This is a genomic window from Breoghania sp. JC706, assembly GCF_037026715.1.
Classification (GTDB): domain Bacteria; phylum Pseudomonadota; class Alphaproteobacteria; order Rhizobiales; family Stappiaceae; genus Breoghania.
In genome coordinates, this window is sequence record NZ_JBANCG010000006.1 from 20,567 (window position 1) to 42,529 (window position 21,963).

The 21,963-nt window shown below is 64.7% G+C and carries 22 protein-coding genes, 1 tRNA gene and 1 pseudogene; 14 read left to right on the plus strand and 10 right to left on the minus strand.

Annotation, left to right across the window (positions count from 1 at the left end; all coding sequences use genetic code 11):
• Positions 1 to 75: 75 nt before the first annotated feature.
• From V2L18_RS13300 to V2L18_RS13320, 5 genes and pseudogenes are all read left to right on the plus strand, one after another.
• Positions 76 to 297, plus strand: coding sequence for an AlpA family transcriptional regulator (locus V2L18_RS13300; RefSeq protein WP_336178754.1), 222 nt, complete (start codon positions 76 to 78; stop codon positions 295 to 297).
• Positions 290 to 535, plus strand: a complete 246-nt coding sequence (locus V2L18_RS13305; RefSeq protein WP_336178755.1) for a hypothetical protein — start codon at positions 290 to 292, stop codon at positions 533 to 535. The genes V2L18_RS13300 and V2L18_RS13305 overlap by 8 nt, the downstream gene beginning before the upstream one ends.
• A 52-nt stretch (positions 536 to 587) precedes the next feature.
• Complete coding sequence (locus V2L18_RS13310) at positions 588 to 842, plus strand: type II toxin-antitoxin system HicA family toxin (protein WP_336178756.1); 255 nt, start codon at positions 588 to 590, stop codon at positions 840 to 842.
• Complete coding sequence (locus V2L18_RS13315; RefSeq protein WP_336178757.1) at positions 839 to 1,189, plus strand: type II toxin-antitoxin system HicB family antitoxin; 351 nt, start codon at positions 839 to 841, stop codon at positions 1,187 to 1,189. Before V2L18_RS13310 ends, V2L18_RS13315 begins: the two co-directional genes overlap by 4 nt.
• A gap of 80 nt (positions 1,190 to 1,269) precedes the next feature.
• Positions 1,270 to 2,904 (plus strand): annotated as a pseudogene (locus V2L18_RS13320) (recombinase family protein); the annotation flags it as partial.
• Here V2L18_RS13320 and V2L18_RS13325 read toward each other — a convergent pair.
• Positions 2,875 to 2,964 (minus strand) — tRNA-Ser (locus tag V2L18_RS13325). The pseudogene V2L18_RS13320 and the gene V2L18_RS13325 sit on opposite strands and share 30 nt — an antisense overlap.
• 346 nt (positions 2,965 to 3,310) lie before the next feature.
• Between V2L18_RS13325 and V2L18_RS13330 the strand changes: the two genes are divergently transcribed.
• Positions 3,311 to 3,625, plus strand: a complete 315-nt coding sequence (locus V2L18_RS13330; RefSeq protein ID WP_336178758.1) for a hypothetical protein — start codon at positions 3,311 to 3,313, stop codon at positions 3,623 to 3,625.
• Between the two features lie 138 nt (positions 3,626 to 3,763).
• Positions 3,764 to 4,420, plus strand: coding sequence for a peptide-methionine (S)-S-oxide reductase MsrA (msrA, locus tag V2L18_RS13335; protein WP_336178759.1), 657 nt, complete (start codon positions 3,764 to 3,766; stop codon positions 4,418 to 4,420).
• Between the two features lie 187 nt (positions 4,421 to 4,607).
• Here msrA and V2L18_RS13340 read toward each other — a convergent pair whose 3' ends face one another.
• Positions 4,608 to 5,777: a TRAP transporter substrate-binding protein gene (locus V2L18_RS13340; protein WP_336178760.1), complete on the minus strand. Its 1,170-nt coding sequence runs from the start codon at positions 5,775 to 5,777 to the stop codon at positions 4,608 to 4,610.
• A gap of 353 nt (positions 5,778 to 6,130) precedes the next feature.
• Here V2L18_RS13340 and V2L18_RS13345 point away from each other — a divergent pair, with 353 nt between their 5' ends.
• The 3 genes from V2L18_RS13345 (at position 6,131) to V2L18_RS13355 (ending at position 9,052) form a co-directional block, all read left to right on the plus strand.
• A complete protein-coding gene (locus V2L18_RS13345) occupies positions 6,131 to 6,445 on the plus strand; it encodes a hypothetical protein (RefSeq protein WP_336178761.1) in 315 nt (104 codons plus the stop codon).
• The gene (locus tag V2L18_RS13350) at positions 6,445 to 7,941 is read left to right on the plus strand and encodes a methyl-accepting chemotaxis protein (protein WP_336178762.1); all 1,497 of its coding nucleotides are present in this window, start codon (positions 6,445 to 6,447) and stop codon (positions 7,939 to 7,941) included. The genes V2L18_RS13345 and V2L18_RS13350 overlap by 1 nt, the downstream gene beginning before the upstream one ends.
• Positions 7,942 to 8,077: 136 nt before the next feature.
• On the plus strand, positions 8,078 to 9,052 hold the full coding sequence (locus V2L18_RS13355) for a zinc metalloprotease HtpX (RefSeq protein WP_336178763.1): 975 nt from the start codon (positions 8,078 to 8,080) through the stop codon (positions 9,050 to 9,052).
• A gap of 37 nt (positions 9,053 to 9,089) precedes the next feature.
• Here the strand turns inward: V2L18_RS13355 and pheT are convergent, their stop codons facing one another.
• Together pheT and pheS are read right to left on the minus strand one after the other, a co-directional pair.
• Positions 9,090 to 11,507 (minus strand): phenylalanine--tRNA ligase subunit beta, encoded by a 2,418-nt coding sequence (gene pheT / locus V2L18_RS13360; protein WP_336178764.1) that lies wholly within the window; start codon positions 11,505 to 11,507, stop codon positions 9,090 to 9,092.
• 63 nt (positions 11,508 to 11,570) lie between these two features.
• On the minus strand, positions 11,571 to 12,653 hold the full coding sequence (gene pheS, locus V2L18_RS13365; protein WP_336178765.1) for a phenylalanine--tRNA ligase subunit alpha: 1,083 nt from the start codon (positions 12,651 to 12,653) through the stop codon (positions 11,571 to 11,573).
• Between the two features lie 518 nt (positions 12,654 to 13,171).
• Between pheS and V2L18_RS13370 the strand changes: the two genes are divergently transcribed.
• Positions 13,172 to 13,984 carry a methyltransferase gene (locus tag V2L18_RS13370; RefSeq protein ID WP_336178766.1) on the plus strand — a complete coding sequence of 271 codons (813 nt, stop codon included), beginning with the start codon at positions 13,172 to 13,174 and terminating at the stop codon, positions 13,982 to 13,984.
• 10 nt (positions 13,985 to 13,994) lie between these two features.
• Here the strand turns inward: V2L18_RS13370 and V2L18_RS13375 are convergent, their stop codons facing one another.
• On the minus strand, positions 13,995 to 15,056 hold the full coding sequence (locus tag V2L18_RS13375) for an aromatic ring-hydroxylating dioxygenase subunit alpha (RefSeq protein ID WP_336178767.1): 1,062 nt from the start codon (positions 15,054 to 15,056) through the stop codon (positions 13,995 to 13,997).
• A 223-nt stretch (positions 15,057 to 15,279) separates the two neighbouring features.
• Between V2L18_RS13375 and V2L18_RS13380 the strand changes: the two genes are divergently transcribed.
• Positions 15,280 to 15,906 carry a glutathione S-transferase family protein gene (locus V2L18_RS13380; protein WP_336178768.1) on the plus strand — a complete coding sequence of 209 codons (627 nt, stop codon included), beginning with the start codon at positions 15,280 to 15,282 and terminating at the stop codon, positions 15,904 to 15,906.
• Here V2L18_RS13380 and V2L18_RS13385 read toward each other — a convergent pair.
• From V2L18_RS13385 to V2L18_RS13405, 5 genes are all read right to left on the minus strand, one after another.
• The gene (locus V2L18_RS13385; RefSeq protein ID WP_336178769.1) at positions 15,903 to 16,910 is read right to left on the minus strand and encodes an LLM class flavin-dependent oxidoreductase; all 1,008 of its coding nucleotides are present in this window, start codon (positions 16,908 to 16,910) and stop codon (positions 15,903 to 15,905) included. The genes V2L18_RS13380 and V2L18_RS13385 overlap by 4 nt on opposite strands.
• A 220-nt stretch (positions 16,911 to 17,130) precedes the next feature.
• On the minus strand, positions 17,131 to 17,487 hold the full coding sequence (gene rplT / locus V2L18_RS13390) for a 50S ribosomal protein L20 (RefSeq protein WP_336178770.1): 357 nt from the start codon (positions 17,485 to 17,487) through the stop codon (positions 17,131 to 17,133).
• A 37-nt stretch (positions 17,488 to 17,524) separates the two neighbouring features.
• Positions 17,525 to 17,722: a 50S ribosomal protein L35 gene (rpmI, locus tag V2L18_RS13395; protein ID WP_319772643.1), complete on the minus strand. Its 198-nt coding sequence runs from the start codon at positions 17,720 to 17,722 to the stop codon at positions 17,525 to 17,527.
• A 263-nt stretch (positions 17,723 to 17,985) separates the two neighbouring features.
• Positions 17,986 to 18,522 carry a translation initiation factor IF-3 gene (infC, locus tag V2L18_RS13400; RefSeq protein WP_336179124.1) on the minus strand — a complete coding sequence of 179 codons (537 nt, stop codon included), beginning with the start codon at positions 18,520 to 18,522 and terminating at the stop codon, positions 17,986 to 17,988.
• Positions 18,523 to 18,810: 288 nt separating this feature from the next.
• Positions 18,811 to 19,956 (minus strand): glycosyltransferase family 4 protein, encoded by a 1,146-nt coding sequence (locus V2L18_RS13405; protein WP_336178771.1) that lies wholly within the window; start codon positions 19,954 to 19,956, stop codon positions 18,811 to 18,813.
• A 71-nt stretch (positions 19,957 to 20,027) separates the two neighbouring features.
• Here V2L18_RS13405 and V2L18_RS13410 point away from each other — a divergent pair, with 71 nt between their 5' ends.
• Together V2L18_RS13410 and mepA are read left to right on the plus strand one after the other, a co-directional pair.
• A complete protein-coding gene (locus V2L18_RS13410; protein ID WP_336178772.1) occupies positions 20,028 to 20,834 on the plus strand; it encodes an alpha/beta hydrolase in 807 nt (268 codons plus the stop codon).
• A gap of 109 nt (positions 20,835 to 20,943) precedes the next feature.
• Positions 20,944 to 21,954 carry a penicillin-insensitive murein endopeptidase gene (mepA, locus tag V2L18_RS13415; RefSeq protein WP_336178773.1) on the plus strand — a complete coding sequence of 337 codons (1,011 nt, stop codon included), beginning with the start codon at positions 20,944 to 20,946 and terminating at the stop codon, positions 21,952 to 21,954.
• The last annotated feature ends 9 nt before the right edge of the window (positions 21,955 to 21,963 follow it).

Genomic DNA, 21,963 nt, shown 5'->3' on the forward strand with positions numbered 1-21,963 from the left:
CTTGCGCAGGAGGCATTCATTGCTTCGTCTGGTCTCTGCAATCACCAGAAGCAACCAGCAGGAGGCGCCGCAGCCATGTATCAGCCAGACCGTATCATCCGCATGAAGACCGTCCTTGCGCGGACCGGTCTGTCGCGCTCGACCATCTACCGCAAGATCGCCGAGGGAACGTTCCCGGCCAAACTCAGGATCAGCACCAACGGCGCCGGCTGGCATGAATCCGATATCAACCGCTGGATCGAAAACCCCGTCGCGTGGCGCAAGAAGACCTACAACGCGTTCGACTTCGATGACTGACGATCCCGGAAACGGTGCGTCCCGCATCCGGCGCGTCAGGCCGCCCACCGCATCGGAGCAGCTTGAAGCCTTGCTCGGCTACCGCGTCCCCATGGGCCGACCGCCCAAATACGACATGTCCACCTGGACCGTCACCGATGACTGGCCCGACCCCGTACCGGTCACCGACGCCGAGATCGCCGTGTTCGAGCAGTGGTTCGGCGATTTCTTCGATGAACTCTTCGGCCCCGGCGGCTGAGGGGGCATAAAATCCACCTTGATAATGGTACTGAATAATGATACCAACACATATGAAGAAACGCCACAGAGCCACGCTCGAACTGATCTTCGCCCGGCCCGTCAACGGTTCGATCCGCTGGGCCGATATCGAGGCCCTGTTTGCGGCCCTCGGAGCAGAGATCAGCGAGCGGGAAGGTTCGCGCGTCGGCGTCTTCCTCTTCGACGAGGTGCGCGTCTTTCATCGTCCGCACCCGTCGCCGGATACGGACAAAGGTGCAGTCGCCAGCATTCGCAAATGGCTGGACGAACACGGAGTGAAGCCATGAACAATGTCGTTGAGATCAATGGTGAAAAGGCGGTCATCGCCTTCGACCCCGAGATTCAGATGCTGCGCGGCGAGTTTGTCGGCCTCAATGGCGGTGCCGACTTCTATGCCGAAAATGTACACGATCTGATCGAGGAAGGTGGCAAATCGCTGGCCGTCTACATGGAAATGTGCCGGGAAAAGGGCATCGAGCCGCGCCGGAAGTTCTCCGGCAAGTTCAATGTCCGCCTCGATCCCGGCGACCACGCGGCGGCGGTCATTGCAGCGGCGGCGGCGGGCAAGAGCCTGAATGAATGGATCGTCGGCGCGATCAGGGAAGCCGCAGAAAGCGAAAGCCAGGCCGCCTGAGCCAGAGACGACCGGCCAGCGGCATCGCGCCAGGAAAATCCTGTTTGTTCGGTCCGCCACAGTTGAGAAGGAGACCGGACATGACCGCACCCGCTTCCACGATCCCCCAGCGCGCCGCGCTCTATCTCCGCGTCTCGACGGCCCGGCAGGCCGAGCATGATGTCTCCATTCCCGACCAGAAGCGGCAGGGCGAAGCCTATTGCGCCTCACGCGGCTATCAGCTTGTCGAGACCTTCGTGGAGCCGGGCGCATCGGCGACCAATGACCGACGCCCGGAGTTCCAGCGCATGATCGAGGCGGGTACGTCCAAACCCGCGCCCTTCGATATCGTTGTCGTCCATTCGTTCAGCCGCTTCTTCCGCGATCACTTCGAGCTTGAGTTCTATGTCAGGAAGCTGGCGAAGAACGGCGTGAAGCTCGTCTCCATCACGCAGGAAATGGGCGACGATCCCATGCACGTCATGATGCGGCAGATCATGGCCTTGTTCGACGAATACCAGTCGAAGGAAAACGCCAAGCATGTGATGCGGGCCTTGAAGGAGAACGCCCGCCAAGGCTTCTGGAACGGCTCGCTTCCCCCTATCGGCTACCGCGTGGTCGCCGCCGAGCAGCGCGGAGCCAAGACCAAGAAGAAGCTGGAGATCGACCCGCTCCACGCCGACACCGTGCGGCTGATCTACCGCCTCGCCTTGGAAGGCGACGGCACCACCGGCCAGATGGGCGTCAAGAACATCGTCTCCTATCTCAACAAGCGCCGCATCTTCACCCGCGACGGCGGACGCTGGGGCATCGGTCAGGTGCACCGCATTCTCACCCGCCGCACCTATATGGGCGAGCATGAGTTCAACAAGCGGACCAAGACCAAGGAACTGAAACCCGTCAGCGAGATCGTGACGGTTCCGGTCCCGCCGATCATCGACACGGAGACGTTCAACGCCGTGCAGGCCCGCCTCAAGGCGCGCAATCCCAAGGTCATGCCCGCCCGCGTCATCAGCGGCCCGACCATGCTGACCGGGCTTATCCATTGCGCCAGATGCGGCGGGGCCATGACCATCCGCACCGGCAAGGGCGGGCGCTATCGTTACTATGCCTGCTCCATGAGGGCGCGGCAGGGGCCGACCGCCTGCACCGGCATGGCCGTGCCGATGGAGAAGCTGGACGATCTGGTCGCCGATCATCTTGAGCAGCAGCTTCTCCAGCCCGAACGGCTGGAAACCATCCTCGCCAGCGTGCTCGACCGGCGGCAGGAGCAGTCCGAGCGCCGCCGCGAACATATCGCCGAACTCAACAAGCGCGCCGCCGAATCGGAATTGCGCCTCAAGCGTCTTTACGACGCCATAGAGGCAGGCGTGGCCGACATCGACGATCCGGCCCTGAAAGACCGCATCGACGGCCTCAAGGCCATCCGGGATCAGGCGAAGGTCGATTCCGACCGGGCGCAGGCCATGCTCGACAACTCTGGCTCCAAGGCCGTCACCCCGCAGATGGTTCGGGCTTTCGCCAGCACCGCCCGCCAGCGCATCCGTCTCGAAGGCGGCGGCTACCGCCGCGACCACCTGCGCGCGCTCGCGCAGCGCGTCGAGGTCGCCGAGGGCGAGGTTCGTATCATGGGATCGAAGTCCCGGCTGCTACAGGCGCTTACCGGGAAAAATAGCGTAAATTCAGTGCCCACTCAGGGACTGAAGTGGCGGAGAGAGAGGGATTCGAACCCTCGAGACGGTTGCCCGCCTACACGCGTTCCAGGCGTGCGCCTTCGACCACTCGGCCACCTCTCCATTCGCAGGCCGTATCCGCCAGTTCGGCGGAGACAGGTCGCACAACGCATAAAGCAGGATTTGCTGCGCCGGAACCAGTGCCCACGGGAGGCGCAATATAGCGATCGCTGGCTCAAGCGCAAGGGCCTGTCGGACGGGATTTGTGCATTATCCGCAAGGGGCTATTTCGCCATCCCGGCTCATGATCGCCAACCCGTGCGCAAGCCTGGCCGCACCGGCCATTGTCGGGCCGGAAGGAAGGGACTATTTCAGGAGCGTGGCGCGGGCTTCAGGTGGCCCTCGCCAGGGCCGGTCAAAGCCGCCGGTCCCGCAGGCGGCGCATGGTCGCAGACAATTGGAGCAGTCGATGCTGTCGTTCTTTTCACGTCTTGGCGGGATCCTTCTGGTGGCCGTCGCTCTCGTCACAGCGGTGATTGATGGAACGAAGTCGATCGCCGCCTCGCATCTGGTCGCCACGCCGCTCGGCGCGCACTGGATGGAGTTCTTTCCCGAATCGTTGAACGCGGCAGAAGCGAATATTCGGCATAATGTGGCCCCCTGGCTCTGGGACCCGGTCATGCTGTGGGTACTCATGCTGCCGACCTGGGTCGTTGCCGGAGCACTCGGGGCCTTTTTCGTGTGGCTCGGGACGCGCCGCCGCCGGACATTCGGCTTGGCCTAGGTGTTCGCTTCCCCTCGGTGACGAAGTTGCCCTGGTGTGGGATCCCCTCATGGGGGACGCTAGCAATGGGATCTGTTCGCCTGAAGCTGGGCCCAAGTTCGAGCCTGGCCCAGTGCCGCAAACCGCAAGGAGCCGAAAATGAGCCTGTTCGATCTTCTCGGCAGAAAGACCCGCCTGCCGGCCCCGCATGAAGCTCTGCCCGGCCGTGAGCTGCCGATACCGACGGCCGCCAGTCATTTCGTGAACGGTCGCCCTCTTGCCGGGCCTTATCCGGACGGCACCGTCGGCCTGCTCGTCGGAATGGGGTGCTTCTGGGGGGCAGAGCGGATCTTCTGGCAGCTTGACGGCGTGTGGGTGACCGCGGTCGGTTATGCCGGCGGCCGGACGCCCAATCCGACCTATGAGGAAGTGTGCTCCGGCGGAACCGGACATGCGGAGGTCGTCAAGGTGGTGTTCGATCCCGCACGGCTTTCTCTCGATGCAGTGCTCACCCATTTCTGGGAGAGCCACGATCCCACGCAAGGCATGCGACAGGGCAACGATATTGGAACGCAGTATCGCTCGGCGCTGTTTCTGCCGGATGCGGAAAGCCTGGAAGCGGCGCGGGCCTCTGCCGCCGCCTATCAGTCGGCACTCCATGCCGCGGGTCTGGGCGAGATCACCACCGAGATCGCCAGCATGCCCGAATTCTATTTCGCCGAAGACTATCACCAGCAATATCTGGCCAAGAACCCGAACGGCTATTGCGGGATCGGAGGGACGGGCGTCAGCTGTCCCGTGGGGCTCGGCGCCTAGCGCAATTGCGCGGTGGATCTGCTCAGTGTGATGGTCGGGAAATTGGACGGGTGCCCGACTGCGGATGCCGACTGGGGATGCCGGTTTCGCCCAAGCCTTTGCGAAAAAGGCGCCGCCGCCCCGGTTTCGTTCGGGGCGACGGCGATGATATCGGCGAGTGCCTGCGATCAGACAGGCCGGACCGGCGTCACTGCTGTTGCTGCAGGCCGTGATCGCGCATCTGAAGCGCTGCCAGTTCGGCCGAATGGGAGTAGTCGACCGCCTTCGCGCGGTAGGCGCTGAAGGAGGCGTAGACCTCCTTGGCAAGCGGGCTCGCCGAGGCGATGTCGTTCAGCACCTTCTCCGATTCGACCGCCAGCGCGCTGACGATTTCGGGCGAGAAGGTACGCAGCTTCACGTCCGGCTTGTCGAGCAGCGGACGGAAGCTTTCCGCATTGTGGAATGTGAAGTCGGCAAGCGCCTCCATCGACGAGGCCATCGCCGCGCGCTTGACGATTTCCCTCAGATCATCGGGCAGCGCATCAAGCGCGGACTTGTTGACCATCAGCTCAAGGGCCGGTCCGATCTCGTGGAAGGCGGGCATGTAGTAGTAGTGGGCGACCTTGTAGAGCCCGAACGCCAGGTCGTTCCACGGTCCGACCCACTCCGCGGCATCGATCGTCCCGGCCTGAAGGGCGGAGAAGATCTCGCCCGGCGGCAGCAGCACGACATTGACGCCGAGCCGCCGCATCACGGTTCCGCCGAGCCCGGCGATGCGCATCTTCAGGCCCTTGAAATCATCGAGCGTATTGATTTCCTTGGCGAACCAGCCGCCGGCCTGCGGCCCGGACGAACCCGCCAGGAAGGGGACGACGCCGAATGGCTCGTAGGCCTGGTTCCAGAGTTCCTGGCCGCCGCCGAAATAGAGCCAGCCGGCGTGCTCCGCGGCAGTGAGGCCGAAGGGAACGCCGGTGAAGAAATGAAAGGCCTGGTCCTTGCCCTGCCAGTAGTACGGGGTGGCGTGCCCGCATTCGGCGGCGCCCGATGCCACCGCATCGAAGACCTCGAACGGAGGCACCAACTCTCCGGCGCCGAACAGCTGCACCGTCAGCCGGCCGCCGGACATTGCGGTGATCATGTCGGCCAACCGCTGGGCGTTCATCCCCGGTCCGGGCGATCCTTTCGGCCAGCTCGTCGCCATTTTCCAGGCGATCTGGGTCTGGGCGCGTGCCACGGCCGGTGCGGCGAGTACGGCCGCCGCACCGCCGCCGACACCGGCGATCAACGAGCGCCGGCTGACCCCTTGCGATCCCCTCCCGGTCGGCGATTGCCCGGCCTTGCGCGTGCGATTGGTTTCGTCCCGTCTGTCATCGGTCATTGAAATGTCCTTGTAGAGCAACCGTGCCGCAGCTTCCTCCTGCTTCGCGCGCCTGAGCCTGCAAAACCTCCCTGACGCAGCGAAGGGCTAGCAGAATTCGCTTTCCGCCGGTCCGTGTCAACTGCTCCGACAGCGCAATTCTCTTTCGGGAACAGTCTTTTGCGGTTTTCTCCACCGGCGTGAGTGGCGCCTATGCCGTGTCATCGCGGGAACGGAAACGCGGCATATTCTCTTGTCATTTGACGTAAATGCCTGCGAAAAAATGCCGAATTTCAGTAATTACCATTAGTATAAATTTAAATATCCCTAGGTAAGAAATGCCTATTGCGCACATTGCGGGGAGGGCGTTTGCCGTGAGCATCCGTGACTGGACTTTCTTTATGACTTTCGCCGGTCTGGTCGCGGTCGCAATCGTCGTGATCGGTCTGCAGCCGAAATCCGGCGATCGGGTTGCGGTCATTGTCGGTCCGTGGCAACCGCCCTCGACCGCGATGCAGGTCGTGGCGGCCGCGCAGGGGCGCTTCGTGCGCTCCGGCTTCGCCGACTGGGTCGTTGTCGCCTCCTCCTCGCACCGGGATTTCGTGAGCCGCCTCTATTCTGCCGGAGCGTGGATCGTGGTCGATCCCGCGGCTGCGGGGGGCTGCCTTGTTGATGGGAGAGCCTTTTGATGTCCGAGAACGTGCAGCCCGATATTCGGCTGAATTCGCTCCATGCCTTGCGGCTGCAATTCGCGCGGGCCTTCGTGGGTGTGATCTGGTGCAACGTCGTGCTTGTGATCGCCGTCGCCCTCTACCACGACGGGGGCCCGGATCTGGCGATCTCGATCATGGCGATTTTCCTGGCCGTGGCCGCGACACTTGCATGGTTGCGCGATGCCACCAGCGTGATGACGCGGCTGGTATCGGCCGTCTCCATGGCGGCCATGGTCAGCCTTCTGGTTTTCGCTCTCGCCGGCACGAATGACGGCTCGTCCTTCCAGATCGACGCCCACATGTATTTCTTCGCCGTCATGGCGATGCTGGCCGGCTGGGTGGACTGGCGGGCGCTCGTCGCCTACGCGGCCATTGTCGCCGTCCATCACCTCACGCTGAACTTCCTGTTTCCATACGCGGTGTTTCCCAACGGCGGCGATTTCCTGCGGGTGGTTGTCCATGCGTCGGTCGTTATCGTCGAGCTTGCGGTTCTGGTGTGGCTCGTGAACCGGCTGTCCCGCGCCTTTGCCGCGTCCCGCCGGGCGGTCGATGAGTCCAGCGATGCGCGCGCGCAATCCGCCGGCCTTCTCCAGGCAGAGGAACAGCGCGGGGCGATGGAACGCGAGAAACAGGCCACGGTGGCCTCCCGCATCTCCGATTTCCGTGGAGAAATCCGGCAGCGGCTTGAGGCGATCCTGACGACGACCAGCACCATGAGCGGCACGGCCGACACGCTGTCCGGCGTTGCTGACAACACGACCGGGCGCGTTACCGACACGGTCACGGTGTCCGGGCAGGCCTCATCGAACGTCCAGACGGTCGCAAGCGCGGCTGAGGAACTGTCAGCGTCCATCGGCGAGATCCGCCGGCGGATCGAACAGACCACCCGCGTCGTCGCCAAGGCGACGGAGAGCGCGCGCACGTCGAACGAGAAGGTCGAGGGGCTGGCCGCCGCATCGAGCAAGATCGGCGAGGTTGTCGGTCTGATCCAGGCCATCGCGGAGCAAACCAATCTGCTGGCGCTCAACGCGACCATCGAGGCAGCTCGCGCGGGCGAGGCCGGACGCGGGTTCGCGGTCGTTGCGGCGGAGGTGAAGGAGCTGGCGACGCAGACCTCGAAGGCGACGGAGGAAATCGGCTCCCAGATCGCAGCGATTCAGGAATCGACGGTCGACGCGGTCAGATCGATCGGTTCCATCAGCGAAACAATGGAAGAGGTCAACAACTACACCGCGTCCATCGCTGCGGCCATGGATCAGCAAGGTGCGGCCACGGACGAGATCTCGCACAACATTGCGGAGGCCGCGGACGGCACGCGGCATGTGGTGGAGACGATATCAGGTCTCCAAACCGATGTGGGGGCGACCACGCGTTCGGCTGCCGACGTCAAGGAAGCCGCGCTCGATGTGGCAAACCAGGCAACGGCGCTCAACGAGGCTGTAGAGGCCTTCTTGAGAGATGTGGCTGCGTAAGGTCATGTTGCCCGACGCCCGGCGGGATGCCGGGTGCCGGCGTCACTGAACGACGCTTGTCATCGTACCGGCGCTCCCGGTCTCGATGTCCCGGCAGGGTGCGTATTCCATTTTCACGTCCTATATGAGGACAATGATGGAACCGCAGCGCCTCAGCCCGACCGTTCGCAGGCGGCACAAGCTTCTCAATATCGCGCACACCTGGCTGCTTGCCGGGGGCAGCCTGATGCTGCTGGCCGTGTGCGCATGGGCCCTTGCGGGGCTGGAGGGCGTCGTGTGGGTCACGATCGGCGGCGGGCTTTCGCTTTATTTCGCCTCACGCGTCTCGCCTCGGCTGGTGCTGAAACTCTATCGCGCCCGCCGCCTGCCGGACCACGTGTTCCCTGAAGGACATGACATCATTCGCGAGCTTTCGGCGCGTGCGGATCTTCCGTCCGTTCCCGAGCTTTATTTCGTTCCGAGCAGGATGCTCAATGCCTTCACCGTCGGCGGGCGCGACGACGCGGTGATCTGCGTGACAGACGGATTGCTGCGTCAGCTTTCCTTGCGCGAATTCGCCGGCGTGATGGCGCATGAGCTTAGCCATGTCGCCAACGGCGATGTGCGTGTCATGGCGCTGGCCGACATCGTCTCGCGCATGACGAGCTCGATGTCGCTGATCGGTCTGTTCATGCTGCTCTTCAACCTTCCGATGCTGGTCGCCAACGGCGTCGGGGTGCCGTGGCTCGGCATCCTGCTGCTTCTGGCCGCTCCGACGGTCGGCGGCCTGCTGCAGCTCGCCCTGTCACGCACGCGCGAATACGATGCCGATCTGGATGCGGTCGCACTGACCGGCGATCCGGAAGGGCTCGCGGCGGCGCTGGTGAAGCTGGAGCAGATACAGGGGCGCATGTGGGAGGCGATGGCCCTGCCGGGCTCCAGGATCCCGGAGCCATCGCTCTTGCGCACGCACCCGACGACCGAGGAGCGCGTGCGCCGCATCATGGAACTGGTGCCGCGCGCAAGCGGCCGCGACCGGTATCCAGACGCGCGGCCGAAGGTCGGACGTTCCCTGGTGCCCGCGGTGGGGCGGCCGCGCATGCGGGTGCGCGGCCTCGGCCATTGGTATTGAGGCGCCGCTTCGGAGGCGGCGACGCCCGCGATGTGCGTCAGCCGCGCAGCGTCCCGCCGGTCGCCTTCTCCACGCCCGCCACGATCTTGCCCGCGATGGCTTCGATGTCCTCTTCCGTCAGTGTCTTCTCCACCGGCTGAAGCGTGACGTCGATCGCGATCGACTTCTTGCCCTCCGGCACGCCGGTGCCGCGGTAGATGTCGAAGACATTGACGTTCTGGATGAGCGCCTTGTCGGCCGAACGCGCCGCGCGCAGCAGCTTTTCCGCCTCGATATCTTCATCGACGACGAAAGCGAAGTCGCGCCGGACCGGGGTGAGGCCGGAAATGGCGAGCGCTCCTTTGCTGCGGCCGGACTTGCCCTTCGGCAGCGGCACCGCATCGAGATGGACCTCGAAGGCAACGATGGGGCCTTCGACATCGAGCGCCTTCAGGACTTTCGGGTGCATCTCGCCGAAGGAGGCGAGCACGTTCTTCGGACCCAGCCGAAGGGTGCCGGAACGACCGGGGTGGTACCAGCCCGGCGCTTCCGCGAAGACCTGCAGATTGCCCGTCGGCGCGCCGATGGCTTCCAGCGCGGCGATGGCGTCAGCCTTGGCGTCATAGACGGAAACCACCGGAGCGGTGCCCGACCAGTGCCGTCCGGCACCGGTCATCACGGCGGTGCCGCGGCGCACGCCGGTCGCCACCATCTTCTGGTCCTCAGGCTTGTCGCCCTGGAACACCTGGCCCACCTCGAACAGCGCCACGTCGCCGTTGCCCCGGTCTGCATTGCGCTGTGCAGCAGAAAGAAGACCCGGGATCAGGCTCGGCCGCATGTCGGACATGTCGGACGAGATCGGGTTCGCGAGCACGACCTCGTCCTGTCCACCGCCGAAAAGCGTTGCATGGGCATGCGGGATGAACGACCAGGTCACGGCCTCGTTGAGGCCGCGGGCCGCCAGCATGCGACGCGCCTTGTTACGCCGGATCTGGCCGGTGGTCAGCACCTGCCGCCCCACGGTATCGAGCCGCGGCAGCGGCGTCGTCGGCACCTTGTCGACGCCGACGATGCGCACGACCTCTTCCACGAGATCCGCCTTGCCCTCGATGTCCGGGCGCCAACTCGGCACCGCGACCTTCCAGATCGAGCCCGTGCCCGACACCCAGAAACCGAGACGCGTCAGAAAGACCTTGATCTCGGCGGGGGAGACTTCGAGGCCGGAAAGCCGCTTCACTTCCGCAAGCGGGAAATCGACGATGTGGTCGTGGTCCGGTACCTCGCCGGCGATTTCCATGTCGCTCGCCGTGCCGCCGCACATGTCGACGACGAGGCGGGTCGCCTCCTCAAGGCCCTGGATCATGAAGGCGGGATCGACGCCGCGCTCGAACCGGTAGCGGGCATCGGAATTGAGCCCGAGCTTGCGGCCGGTCTGGGCGATGTTGATCGGCTCCCACAGGGCCGATTCGATCAGCACGTCGGTGGTCTCTTCCGAGCATCCCGACGTCTCGCCGCCCATCACGCCGGCGATCGATTCAAGGCCATTGTCGTCGGCAATGACGCACATGCTCGGATCGACCGCATATTCCTTGCCGTCGAGCGCGAGGATCTTCTCGCCCGCGCGGCCGCGCCGCACCACCAGGTTGCCGGCGACCTTGGCGGCATCGAACACATGCAGCGGCCGGCCGCGGTCATAGGTCATGTAATTGGTGATGTCGACCAGCGCATTGATCGGCCGGAGCCCAATCGCGATGAGGCGCTGCTGCATCCATTTCGGGCTGGGGCCGTTCTTTACGCCCTTGACGAGCCGCAGGCCGAAGGCGGGGCAAAGCGAGGGCGTATCGCCGAAGGCGAGCGTCACGGAAACGGGGCAGGGGCCGTCGCCGTGCACCGGCTCGCGGCGCGGCTCGATCAGCTTGCCGAGGCCGGTCGCCGCCAGATCGCGCGCGACGCCGTGGACGCCCAGGCAATCGGACCGGTTCGGCGTGATGGCGATGTCGATGACCGGATCGTCGAGCCCGGCCCATGCGGCGTAGCTCGCGCCGACGGGGGCATCCTCGGGCAGGTCGATGATGCCGTTGTGCTCGTCGGAAAGCTCCAGTTCGCGCTCCGAGCACATCATGCCGAAGCTCTCAACGTCACGGATCTTGCCGACGGAGAGCGTGACATCGATGCCGGGCACGTAGTCGCCGGGGCGGGCGAGGACGCCAACGAGGCCGGCGCGCGCGTTCGGCGCGCCGCACACGATCTGCAGCGGTTCGCCGGAACCGGCGTCCACGGTCAGAACCTTCAACCGGTCGGCATTGGGGTGCGGTTTGGCGTCCAGCACCTTGGCGATATGGAACGGCGCGAGCTTGGCGGCCGGGTCGATGACTTCCTCGACCTCGAGGCCGATCATCGTCAGCGTCTCGACGATCTCGTCGAGAGAGGCATCCGTTTCCAGATGATCCTTGAGCCAGGAAAGGGTGAATTTCATTGGATCGCTCTACTTGCGGAAAAGGGGACGGCGGCGGGCGGGCGCGTCGGGCGCCCGGGCCCATCAGGCGCTGAGGCCTCCGAACAGGGTCGGCAGGTCGAGCGGGCGGAAGCCGTAGTGCTTTATCCACCTGAGGTCCGCGTCGAAGAAGGCGCGCAGATCCGGCATGCCGTATTTCAGCATCGCGATGCGGTCGATGCCCATGCCCCAGGCGAAGCCCTGGTAGACATCCGGGTCGAGCCCGCAATTCCGGAGCACGTTCGGATGGACCATGCCGCAGCCGAGGATCTCCAGCCAGTCGTTGCCCTCGCCGATGCGGATCTCGTTGCCGGCGAATTCGCAGCCGATATCGACCTCCATCGAGGGCTCGGTGAACGGGAAGAACGAGGGCCGGAAGCGCATCTTGATGTCGTCGACCTCGAAGAACGCCTTGCAGAACTCCTGCAGTACCCATTTCAGGTGACCGATATGGGCGCCCTTGTCGATGACGAGGCCTTCCACCTGGTGGAACATCGGCGTGTGGGTTTGGTCGCTGTCGCAGCGATAGGTCCGGCCGGGAATGATCACCCGGTGCGGCGGCTCGCTCTCGCGCATGGTGTGGATCTGCACGGTGGAGGTGTGCGTGCGCAGCAGCAGCCGGTCGCCATCTTCCTTCTCGGGGAAGAAGAACGTGTCGTGCATCTCGCGGGCCGGGTGGCCTTCGGGAAAGTTGAGCGCGGTGAAGTTGTATTCGTCCGTCTCGATGTCCGGCCCCTCGGCGATGGAAAAGCCCATGTCGGCGAAGATCGCGGTCAACTCGTCGATGACGTGGGAAACGGGATGGATGCGTCCTTCCGTGGCGGGCCCCGGGCGCACCGGCAGCGTCACGTCGACGCGCTCGGAGGCGAGGCGCGCGTCGAGTGCTGCGTCTTCCAGCACGTCCTTGCGGGCCGCGATCGCATCCGTGATGCGCGCCTTCAGGCCGTTCAGGGCGGGCCCCATGGTCTGGCGCTCTTCCGGGCTCATCTTGCCGAGCGTCTTCATCTTTTCCGAAACGACGCCTTTCTTGCCGAGTGCGCTTACGCGCAGGGCTTCCAGTGCGGTCTCGTCTTCGGCTGCCTCGATGGCGGCCGTCAGTTCGGATTCCAGGGTTTGCAGGTCGGACATGGTCACTCGATATCTTCGCGCCGCGCGGGATCACGCGGGCAGCGGCGGAATGTCGATGGGTCTTTTAGCAGAAACGTCAGGACAATCCACACGGGGCAGGCCACAAGGGGCGGCTTCGGATGCGTTTGCGCGCACCGCCGACGCGCCTGATGCAGACGCGGTCAGCGGTTGCGGCTAAATCGCCCGCAGGCGGGACCCTGATGGGCAGGGAAGGAGAATGCGCGCGCGCCGTCAGCTGCGGTTTCCCGCGCCGTCGTGGCGATCTCGCACTGTCCGCGACCGAAAGTCATCGAAAAGCCCCATGGCAAAGCCCGGCGATCATACCCGGCGACCGCGCGAGCGCAAGCCGGAATCAGATCGCGCCGTTATGCGCCCGCAAAGGTCTGGGAACGCCGGCCGGACCCTTCCACGCGGCAAGAAAAAGTATGCGTGGCGCGCGAATCCCGGCTGACGGTTTCTTCGGCGTGCAGCTATGCTGGGATCGTTTCACTTCATGAATTTATTGCCGGGAGGAAATCATGTTGGGATACGTGTTGCCACACGACAATCCGGTTGAGGAGGGCCGGCTGGGGCTGCTGTCGTCACTCCTCGATCCTTACGTCCGCTTCAGGCTGGAACGACTGGGCCTCGCCGCCGGCTGGACGTGCCTGGAGGTTGGGGCCGGAAACGGATCCATGTCGCGCTGGATAGCCGAACGTGTCGGGCCTTCCGGCCGGGCCGTGTGCACGGATCTGGAGACGAGCTTCATCGAACGCCTGGCGGGTGACGGCGTCATCGTGCGGAGGCTAGACGTGGTGCACGATCCCATCCTGCAGGAGGGAGACGGTGAGGGTTTCGAGCTGATCCTCGCGCGCAACGTTTTGCATCACCTTCCGGAGCGAAACGCCATCATCGCGCGTCTGGCGGTAGCGCTGAAGCCGGGCGGGGTGCTTGCGGTGATGGAACCCGACACGGAGATGATCTGGACCTGCCGCACACCGGAATGGGTGACCTACTGGGAGGCCTTCTGCGCCTGGAGCGAAAGCCGGGACATCGACTACAAGCTTGGTCGCAGCCTCGCCCTGCGTCTTTCGAGGGCCGGTCTGGAGCGCGTGGAGAGCTATGGCGAGACCAGCTATCTCCAGGGCGGCATCAACACGCCGACGCTGGCGGCAACGGGCTTTTATCGCGATACCGCGCTCGCCATCGGTCCACAGATCATCGCGGACGGTTTTCTCGACGCGCCCGCGCTGAATGCCTTTATCCGGCTGCTGGATCGTTCGGATTTCCGGGCTGCGGGCTATAATTTCACGCTGGCCTGGGGACACCGGGCGGCCGCGACTTCAGGCTGATCCGTTCCGCTCAGCTCATCCAACGCAGCGTCTTCGCCTTCACCGGGTTCTCGAAGGGACGTCCGGCGGCGGCCGATGCCGCCCACTCGCGCTTGAGCTGCATCCACCAGCGCCCCTGCGTGTCCGCGTCGTTGATCAGCATCAGTTTGGGGTTGTAGACGAGCCCCTCGCGCTGCTGGATGACGACGCGGCGGTCCTGGCCGAGGAAGACGTTCATCAGGTGCCGGAACAGCGGCTTGAAGGGCGCGATCCAGCCCATGCTTGCCCAGAAGATCTGGCGGACCTCGGTGTGATCCTCGTCGATCGGGGTGATCGTGGTGAGCCCCAACACCTGATGCTTGTCGCCCTCGATATACTCGATCCTGAGACCCGGCAGGCGGTAGGAGATTTCCGTCGTGACGTTGTCGCCGAGGAGATAGCGGTAGGCGATGTTCTGCGGCGGGATCTTGTGGCGCACCATCGCCCAGCCGAGTTCAGACGGCGCGAATTCCTTCACCTTCGGCCGGAGCTTGGCGCCGTTCTTCTTGAACCACCACGAGGTGTGCACAAAGGCGGCGTGAGTCGGGTCCATCAGGCCGAGCGCTGCATGGTCGACCGAGCAGTCGAAGGGCTGCATGATCGCGAGCTTCGGCGCATCGCCTTCCGCAAATCCCGGCAGCATCGGCGGCTCGGGCTGGCGCCCGTCCGCAGGTTTCTCACCATTCTCGGAAAAGTAGATCCAGATCAGTCCCTGCCGCTCCCTGCAGGGGTAGGCGCCGCAGGTGATTTTTTCCAGATCGATGGTCTGGTATTCGTGGGTGGAGGGGATCTCGGTGCAGGTGCCGGCCGTGTCGAACCGCCAGCCGTGATAGCAGCACTGCACGGTCTCGCCATCGAAGCGGCCGTAGGACAGCGGAATGCCCCGGTGTGGGCAGATATCGCGCAGCGCGAAGACGCGGCCCTTCGCGTCGCGTCCGATCAGCACGAGTTCGCCGAGCAGCTTCTTCGAGATCATCTTGCCGGGCGCCACGTCGGAGCCGACGGTCGCCACGTACCAGAGGCCGCGCAGAAGCTCCGCCTTGAGATTGTCCATGCACCTGCCTCTTTGCCCTGACCAAAGCCCGCCTGCGGTTTAGCCGTTTGTGCGATGCCTCTCAAGCAACGATGCGACCAATTGGCCTTTTGGCTCCGGTCGGGTCGGAAAGAGGAACCGCCCCGCCAATTGTACTTGTCTTTTTTAAGGGGCGTCGGCCTAATTGCCGACCGGGCTCGCCAATCATCCGGCGCCCGCTCTTCTGTCATGTCGGGAGATGCCAGTGATCCTTATCGGCCAGTTCGATTCACCCTTTGTGCGCCGCGTCGCCATCGCGATGCGGCTCTATGGCATCGGCTTCGAGCATCGCCCGTGGTCGGTCTTCGGGGATGCCGAAAAGATCGCGGCCGTGAACCCGATGCGGCGCGTGCCGACCCTCGTTCTCGACGACGGCGAGGTCCTGATCGAAAGCGCCGCGATCCTTGATCATCTGGACGAGATAGCCGGTCGGGCGCGCGCGCTGATCGCCGAAAGCGGCGTCCGGCGCCGGCAGGCGCTGAAGATCATGGCGCTCGGCACCGGGCTTGCCGACAAGGCGGTCGCTCTCGTCTACGAACGCGCGCTGCACGAGGCGACCTCCGATACCTGGATCGCACGCTGCCGCGCTCAGGTCGCGGACGTGCTGACGGCACTCGAACGCGACCGCGCCGCCCGCCGGGGACCGTGGTGGTTCGGCGACCAACTTGGCCACGCCGACATCGCCGTCGCCTGCGCGCTGCGCTTCGTGCGCGACGCGCATGGCGATCTCTTCGATGAAGCCCGCTTTCCGTATCTCGCCGCTCATTCGGCGGCCTGCGAGGCACTGCCGGATTTCATCGAGATCTCGCAGGCTTTTGTGCCGCCAAGCTAGACGCAGGCCGCTTCCCCGGCTGAAATTCGCGCCCCGACCTCGGCGAGGATCTCGTAGGATTTCAGCCGTGCTGCGTGATCGTAGATGGATGACGACACGATAATCTCATCCGGCTTCACGGTCCGCGCGAATTCCGAGAGCTGGCGTTCCAGCGTTTCGGGGGCGCCGATGAAGGTGCAGCGAAGCATTTCCTGCACCCGGGCCTTTTCCATCGGCGTCCAGTAGGTCTCGATGTCGTCGATCGGCGGCTGCGTCAGGCCGCGGTCGCCGCGCAGCATGCCGGTGAAGCGCATCTGCAGGGAGGTCGCGAGCCGCTTGGCCTCGGCATCGGTGTCGGCGGCGAAGACATTGGCGCCGACGATCGCGTACGGCTTGTCGATGACGCCGGAGGGGACGAATTCCGAGCGGTAGACGCTGAGCGCCTGTTCCATTGCCTGCGGCGCGAAATGGGAAGCGAAGGCGTAGGGCAGGCCCAGCATGGCCGCGAGCTTGGCGCCGAAGAGGCTCGATCCGAGGATCCACAGCGGCACGTTGGTGCCGGAGCCGGGCACCGCGCGCACCATCTGGTTCTCGCCCGCCGGCGCCAGCAGCGCCTGCAACTCTAGCACGTCCTGAGGGAAGTTCTCCGCGCTCTCGTAGGAGCGGCGCAGCGCCCGCAGCGTCACCTGGTCGGTGCCCGGCGCCCGCCCGAGGCCGAGGTCGATGCGGCCGGGATAAAGCGTTTCCAGCGTGCCGAACTGCTCGGCGATCACCAGCGGCGAATGGTTCGGCAGCATGATGCCGCCTGCGCCCACCCGGATCCTGGACGTGCCGGCCGCGATGTAACCGATCACGACGGAGGTCGCCGCGCTGGCGATGCCGATCATGTTGTGGTGCTCGGCGAGCCAGAAGCGCTCGTAGCCGAGCTTCTCGGCATGGCGGGCGAGGTCGAGAGAGTGATGCAGGGCCTCGCGCGGGGTTTCGCCTTCACCGACGAAGGCGAGATCGAGGACGGAAAGTTTCATGGAATGGCCTTCCGGGCTTCAAATGCGGGTTTTCCCGGTAGATAGGCACCGCGCGGGCAAGGTCCAACATGGATTGGCCGGATGGTGTCGGCCCCCGGCGGCCCCAGGCGACCCCAGGCGCGATTGTCATCCCCGCGCTATTGGCCCGGTCCTCGGCGCAAACAAAAAGGGCGCGCCCGGCGGGCGCGCCCTTTTCGTCAACTCTTCAGGCTTTAAAGCCTCAGGCGAGAGCCGCCTGCGCCTTGTCGACCAGGGCCTTGAAGGCCTCCGGCTGAGCGATGGCGAGATCGGAAAGAACCTTGCGGTCGACTTCCACGCCGGCCTTGTTCAGGCCGTCGATGAAGCGGCCGTAGGTCAGGCCGTGCTCGCGGGTGGCAGCGTTGATGCGCTGGATCCACAGCGAGCGGAAGTTCCGCTTGCGGACCTTGCGGTCGCGATAGGCGTACTGGCCGGCCTTCTCCACTGCCTGCTTGGCAACGCGGATGGTGTTCTTGCGGCGGCCGTAGTAGCCCTTGGCGGCCTTGATGACTTTCTTGTGACGGGCATGGGCGGTAACGCCCCGTTTGACGCGCGACATTGGCTGATCTCCTGGTCGTCTCTTCTAGCCGCTACCTTCAGAGGTAGGGCATGTACTTCTTGACGATCTTGGCATCCTGATCCGCGAGGACCATCGTGCCGCGGGCATTGCGGATGAACTTCTTCGTCCGCTTGATCATGCCGTGCCGCTTGCCGGCCTGGGCGACTTTCACCCGGCCCGACGCCGTCACCTTGAAGCGCTTCTTGGCGCCCGATTTCGTTTTCATCTTGGGCATTTTGCGTCCTTTCTTGGCGCGACCTGCTCTCATCCCCTGACGGGACCGGCAAGGCCGCTGATCGTTGGATGCATTCGTGAGCCACCGCGGCATGCCCTTTGCGCCGGGCGGCTCGGAACCGCGGGTTTATAGGAGGAAGGGCGCGACAATGCAAGCGGGGGATTGCCGCTTGCCCGCCGTTTCCCTCAAGGTCGGCATTCAAAGCAAAATGCCCGGCACGAGGCCGGGCATTTGAACCTTTGAAACCGGAAAACCCTGTCGCCTTAGCGCGGCGCCAGGATCATGATCATCTGGCGGCCTTCGACCTTGGGCTCGAATTCCACCTTGGCGATCTCGGCGGTCTCTTCCTTGACCTTCTGCATCAACTTGTAGCCGAGGTCCTGGTGCGCCATTTCGCGGCCGCGGAAGCGCAAGGTCACCTTCACCTTGTCGCCGTCATCGAAGAAGCGCAGCATGCTTTTCATCTTCACCTCATAGTCATGGGTGTCGATGTTGGGACGCATCTTCACTTCCTTGAGCTCGACGGTCTTCTGCTTCTTGCGGGCCTCGGCGGCTTTCTTCTGCGCCTGGTACTTGTGGCGGCCGTAGTCGAGAATCTTGCAAACGGGCGGATTTGCGTTCGGCTGGATCTCCACGAGGTCGAGACCGGCCTCACCGGCGATCTCCATAGCCTCTTCCACCGGGACAACACCCCGGTTCTGGCCTTCGTGGTCGATCAACTGGACTTCGCGAACGCGAATGTCTTCGTTAATGCGCGGCCCCTCCTTCTGGGGCGGCGGTGCGCGGAACGGACGGCGAATGGTCGGTATCTCCTCTGTAATTGCCGATCGCTGCTCTAGGAAACGAAACGCGACACATTCCCGCGCGGTCGCTCCGGACAATCGCCCATTCAACGAACAATCATCCATACAACTCAGCCCCGCCCGGCATGCGCACGAGCAGGGCAACAGGGTCAGCGCGCTTACGTTGCAGTTGTCAGAATTCCGCGAAAGTGCGGAAAAGTCAACCAAGCCCGCCAAAGCAGGTGGGGAGTGTCGTTTCGATTCACGAACTTGGATATGGGGTCCGTGGTACCTAGTGCCAAGGGGTTAGCCGAGGAGGCGGCTATAGATGGCCAGTGTCGCGTCGCACATCGCCTCAAGCGAGAACCGCGTCGAATTGGCCCGGGCGCGCGCGCAAAGGGCGTCCCGGTCCCTCGCGTCGAGCGTCAGAGCTTCGCTCAAGGTTTTCGACAGGGCGGCCGGATCATTCGCCGGGACGCGCCAACCTGTACGCTCGTCGGCCGCAACCTGCGGCGGTGCGAGCACCGTCTCGGGAACGGCGCCGAGGTCGGAGACGATGACCGGCCTGCCGGCAGCCTGTGCTTCCACGGCCGCGCGACCGAACGCCTCCGGCTCGATGGAGGAAACAGTGACCACCTCGGCCGCGTTCATGGCCGCGGCAACATCCGCGCAGTGGCCGACGAGGCGGATCCGTCCCGTCAGGCCGTGTGAGGCAATGCACGCTTCCAGTTCGGCGACATAGGCCTCGCGCCCCTGTGCGTCTCCGGCCAGGATCAGCACGCAATCCTTTCGAAGAGCCGGGTCCAGCGCCGCAAAGGCGTCGATCGTCACGCCCTGTCCCTTCCAGGTCGTGAGCCTGGCGAGCTGCAGCACCACGCGCTCGCCCTCCTCAACACCCCATGCGGCCCGCAGCCGGGCGATCCGCTCTGCCGGAACCTTGGCGATCTCGTCGATATCGGTGCCGCGATGGATCACCGTGACGCGGTCTCCCGAAACGCCATGCCTGTCGCGGATGAGACCGGCGGTGAAATGCGAATTGGCGATGACGGCGTCACCGCGCGCCATGACGGAATTGTAGAGGCTCTTGAGCGGGTTTTTCTGCCCATAGGCCCCGTGGTAAGTGGTGACGAAAGGCGTGCCGGTCTTGCGGGCGGCATGAAGGGCCGACCACGCAGGTGCCCTGCTGCGGGCATGCAGGATGGAAACATCTTCGCGCCGCGCGACCTCGGCAAGCCTGCCGGCATTGGCGGCCATCACGAACGGGTTCTTGGAGGCAAGCGGCATGAAGATGTGCTCGCCGCCGACGCTCTCAAGCTCCTCCACCAGCCGCCCGCCCTGGCTCGCCACCAGCGCCCGCCAGCCGCGTGCCGTGCAGGCCTGGGCGATATCGACGGCCGTGCGCTCCACGCCGCCGGTTTCCAGTTCGGGCAGGACCTGCAGGATCGTCGTCACGGGGTTTAATTCTCCTTGCGCCTGTGCCACACCCGAATTCGGGGGCGAGGCTTTTGACGGGAACCTATTAGATGAGTGAGCGCGAACCGCAATTCCTTTCCGTGGGCGAAGGTGCCGCAGCACGGCAGATTGCCGTGCGCCACGAGCCCGGCAAGGCGCCCGGCGTCATCTGGCTGTCGGGCTTCAAGTCCGACATGCTCGGCTCCAAGGTGGTTGAGGTCGCCCGGGCGGCGCGCGAGGCGGGCAATGCCGTCACGCGGTTCGACTATTCGGGCCACGGAGAGTCTGGCGGCGCATTCGTCGACGGCACCATCTCGCGCTGGCTGGAGGAGACCCAAGCCGTTTTCGACCGGTTCTGCACACAGCCGACCATTATCGTCGGCTCATCGATGGGCGGGTGGCTTGCGCTGCTTCTCGCCCTGTCGCGCAAGCACACCGGAAACGTCGCCGGCCTCGTTCTCGTCGCGCCCGCGCCCGACTTCACCGAGGAACTGCTTTGGAAGGAGTTCCCGGATGACGTGAAGCACCAGATCGAGACGACCGGCCGCTACGAACGCCCCTCCGAATATTCGGACGAGCCCTACATCTACACCCGCGAACTGATCGAGGACGGACGCAGGAACCTTGTGCTTGGCGGTTCCATCGACCCCGGCTGTCCGGTTCGTATTCTCCAAGGCATGCAGGATGCGGACGTTCCCTGGCAGCATGCGATGGAACTGGTCTCGCGGCTGCCGTCGAGCGACGTGACGGTGACGCTCGTGCGTGACGGCGACCACCGGCTTTCGCGCCCGCAGGATATCGAAGGGCGTCTGCTGCCGGCGCTGGCCGAATTCGGCGTGGGGCAAGCGGTGCGTGGAGCCGAGCGCAGCGGCGGCTGACGGCGGTTCCCTCGCGACGCCGAACCATAATGTGCTCACGATTGCCCTTCTCAATCGCAGGCGCGAATCACCCAGGCCGCAGGCGCGGCGCGTGGAGAAGGGGAGAGGAATGACGCACTGTCCTGTGCCGGTGATGCGGGTACTTGGAACCGGATCGATTTCGGCACTCTTCGCTGTTCTTGCGTTTTCCCCCGCGTTGTCGGCCCAGCCGCTGCCGGTCCCCAAGCCCGGAGCGGGGGCGGCGTCTCTTACGGCGCCTTCTTTGCCCGAGTCGTCTTCCCGGGCGCCGGTCACGGTGAGCCTGAACGCGCCGGCGCGCGACTACTTTGGCAAGGCGAAAGGCCCCGCGCCGATGAAGCCGCAGGCGATCGGATCCTACGCCGAAGGCTGTCAGGCCGGCGCTGTGGCGCTTCCGCAGAACGGTCCGGGCTTCCAGGTCATGCGTCTGTCGCGCAACCGTTTCTGGGGCCAGCCGGAACTGATCGACTATCTGGAGGATCTCGGCCGCGACGCGCCGAAGCTCGGCTGGCGTGGGCTGATGGTCGGCGACATGGCGCAGCCGCGCGGCGGGCCGATGACATCTGGCCATGCCAGCCACCAGATCGGGCTCGATGCCGATATCTGGCTGAAGCAGATGCCCGATCACGTGATGACCGCCTCGGAGCGCGAGAACGTCTCCGCCGTCTCCATGTTGCGCGGACGCCTCGACGTGAAAGGCGCCGATCGCACGGTCGACCCGAAGAAATTCACCGCCGCACATGCAAGGCTCATCCGCCGTGCTGCTCAAGATCCTCGCGTTGCGCGAATCTTCGTCTCGCCGGGCATCAAGAAGGCGCTTTGCCAGTTCGAGACGGGCGACCGCTCATGGCTCCGGGTCGTTCGGCCGTGGTGGGGGCACCATTATCATTTCCATGTCCGGCTCAAGTGTCCGTCCGGCGATGCGGCCTGTGAAAATCAGGCGCCGCCGCCGCCGGGGGACGGTTGCGGCAAGTCGCTTGCCTGGTGGATGTCGGACGAACCCTGGGTGCCGAAACCGGACGCAAAGCCCGCGAAACCCAAGCCGCCGCTGACACTGGCGGCGTTGCCGAAACAGTGCATCTCCGTATTGCAGGCGCGATAGCGACGGGCC

Bases quoted from the DNA above. Each gene is read 5' to 3' on its own strand.
- V2L18_RS13300 (WP_336178754.1), top strand. From the start codon at position 76: ATGTATCAGCCAGACCGTATCATCCGCATGAAGACCGTCCTTGCGCGG.
- V2L18_RS13305 (WP_336178755.1), top strand. From the start codon at position 290: ATGACTGACGATCCCGGAAACGGTGCGTCCCGCATCCGGCGCGTCAGG.
- V2L18_RS13310 (WP_336178756.1), top strand. From the start codon at position 588: ATGAAGAAACGCCACAGAGCCACGCTCGAACTGATCTTCGCCCGGCCC.
- V2L18_RS13315 (WP_336178757.1), top strand. From the start codon at position 839: ATGAACAATGTCGTTGAGATCAATGGTGAAAAGGCGGTCATCGCCTTC.
- V2L18_RS13330 (WP_336178758.1), top strand. From the start codon at position 3,311: ATGCTGTCGTTCTTTTCACGTCTTGGCGGGATCCTTCTGGTGGCCGTC.
- msrA (WP_336178759.1), top strand. From the start codon at position 3,764: ATGAGCCTGTTCGATCTTCTCGGCAGAAAGACCCGCCTGCCGGCCCCG.
- V2L18_RS13340 (WP_336178760.1), bottom strand. From the start codon at position 5,777: ATGACCGATGACAGACGGGACGAAACCAATCGCACGCGCAAGGCCGGG.
- V2L18_RS13350 (WP_336178762.1), top strand. From the start codon at position 6,445: ATGTCCGAGAACGTGCAGCCCGATATTCGGCTGAATTCGCTCCATGCC.
- V2L18_RS13355 (WP_336178763.1), top strand. From the start codon at position 8,078: ATGGAACCGCAGCGCCTCAGCCCGACCGTTCGCAGGCGGCACAAGCTT.
- pheT (WP_336178764.1), bottom strand. From the start codon at position 11,507: ATGAAATTCACCCTTTCCTGGCTCAAGGATCATCTGGAAACGGATGCC.
- pheS (WP_336178765.1), bottom strand. From the start codon at position 12,653: ATGTCCGACCTGCAAACCCTGGAATCCGAACTGACGGCCGCCATCGAG.
- V2L18_RS13370 (WP_336178766.1), top strand. From the start codon at position 13,172: ATGTTGGGATACGTGTTGCCACACGACAATCCGGTTGAGGAGGGCCGG.
- V2L18_RS13375 (WP_336178767.1), bottom strand. From the start codon at position 15,056: ATGGACAATCTCAAGGCGGAGCTTCTGCGCGGCCTCTGGTACGTGGCG.
- V2L18_RS13385 (WP_336178769.1), bottom strand. From the start codon at position 16,910: ATGAAACTTTCCGTCCTCGATCTCGCCTTCGTCGGTGAAGGCGAAACC.
- rplT (WP_336178770.1), bottom strand. From the start codon at position 17,487: ATGTCGCGCGTCAAACGGGGCGTTACCGCCCATGCCCGTCACAAGAAA.
- rpmI (WP_319772643.1), bottom strand. From the start codon at position 17,722: ATGCCCAAGATGAAAACGAAATCGGGCGCCAAGAAGCGCTTCAAGGTG.
- V2L18_RS13410 (WP_336178772.1), top strand. From the start codon at position 20,028: ATGAGTGAGCGCGAACCGCAATTCCTTTCCGTGGGCGAAGGTGCCGCA.
- mepA (WP_336178773.1), top strand. From the start codon at position 20,944: ATGACGCACTGTCCTGTGCCGGTGATGCGGGTACTTGGAACCGGATCG.